The sequence below is a fragment of the Endozoicomonas sp. ONNA2 genome, from assembly GCF_024606365.1.
Taxonomy (GTDB): Bacteria; Pseudomonadota; Gammaproteobacteria; order Pseudomonadales; family Endozoicomonadaceae; genus Endozoicomonas.
Genome location: NZ_JAHHPO010000229.1, coordinates 1 through 1,611, shown reverse-complemented (window position 1 = coordinate 1,611; position 1,611 = coordinate 1). Strand labels below are relative to the sequence as shown.

Genomic DNA, 1,611 nt, shown 5'->3' with positions numbered 1-1,611 from the left:
CGGCAAACCAGCCCCGCCCGGTAACCACTTTCAGTCCGCCAATAGCGGCACCATTGCCTGGTGCGTGGGTCAAACAGGCAATGATGGGATCCCCCGCCAGGGTTTTTGCTTTAACCTGCTCCGGAGTCAATGCAGCAAGCACCTTCTTCTGGGCTTCATTGGCTACCGCATCCAGCCGCTGATAAACCGGAGCACCGTATTTTTGGGTCAGCTCCTGATAGCACTCGCCGGGATCACACCGGGTAACGGCGGTAATTTCGGCCGCCAGCAGCGCCATGACGAAACCATCCTTATCCGTACACCAGGTAATGCCATCCCGGCGCAGGAAACAGGCTCCGGCACTCTCTTCGCCTGCAAACGCCATGGAGCCGTCTGAGAGACCATCAACAAACCACTTAAACCCGACCGGAACTTCCGTTACTGTGCGACCCAAACCATTGGCGATACGATCAATCATGGCACTGGACACCAGCGTCTTACCAATTGTTGCGTCCGGTGACCACTGCCCACGGTGGGTATAGAGATACTGGATGGCGACGGACAGGTAATGGTTTGGATTCAGTAGCCCATGCCCCCTAGTCACAATGCCATGGCGATCAAAGTCCGGATCATTTCCGAAAGCAATATCAAAATCATCCTTGAGGTTGATCAATCCGGCCATGGCGGAGGAGGATGAACAGTCCATACGGATCCGGCCATCCTTATCAAGGTGCATAAACGAGAATGTCGGATCAATTTTCTCACTGACCAACGTCAGATCGAGACCATAACGCTCAGCAACAGGCGCCCAATAGCGCAAACCTGAACCACCCAGGGGATCAACACCGATGCTTAGCTTACCGCTGGCAATAGCGGCCATATCCAGCACGTTTTCCAAGTCATTCACATAAGGTGTAACAAAGTCGTATTTGTGCACCTTGCCAGACCTGAGCGCCTGTTGAAAAGAGATTCTCTTTACACCAGAAAGGTTGTCAGCGATCAGTTTATTGGCCCGCTTTTCCACCTGGCCGGTAATATCACTACCTGCAGGACCACCATGGGGCGGGTTATATTTAAAACCGCCATCTTCCGGTGGATTGTGGGAGGGGGTAATGATAACCCCGTCTGCCAAATGGTTATGACAGCGATTGTAGGCAACAATGGCATGGGAAATAACGGGTGTTGGCGTGTAGCCACGGTCCCGATCAATCAGGACATCGAGATCATTGGCAACAAACACCTCCACAGCGCTGATCAAGGCGGGCTCAGAAAGCGCATGGGTGTCCATACCAACAAAAACAGGGCCTTCTACACCCCGGGTACAGCGATATTCACAGATTGCCTGACTGACCGCCAGAATATGGGATTCATTAAACGAACCCCCGGAAGCGGTGCCACGATGACCCGATGTACCAAAAGCGACACGCTGACTACTGTGTGTGAGATCGGGCTGTATCGTGTAATAGTCACTGACCAGCCGGGGAATATTGACCAGAAGATCATCGGTTGCGGGTTGGCCTGCGAGGGGGTGCATGGCAGCTCCAATAATAAAACGGCAGAAAATTACATGCCAACAGAAATAATAATGGAATTGTCTGTAAATAACTTCCGCATATTCAGATGCACCACCGC

At 52.5% G+C, this 1,611-nt stretch carries 1 protein-coding gene; it reads right to left on the bottom strand.

Annotation, left to right across the window (positions count from 1 at the left end):
* Nucleotides 1-1,513 (bottom strand): phosphoglucomutase (alpha-D-glucose-1,6-bisphosphate-dependent) (gene pgm, locus KDK14_RS04210; protein ID WP_257263770.1); only part of this gene is annotated, 1,513 nt, incomplete at its 3' end.
* Nucleotides 1,514-1,611: the final 98 nt, after the last annotated feature.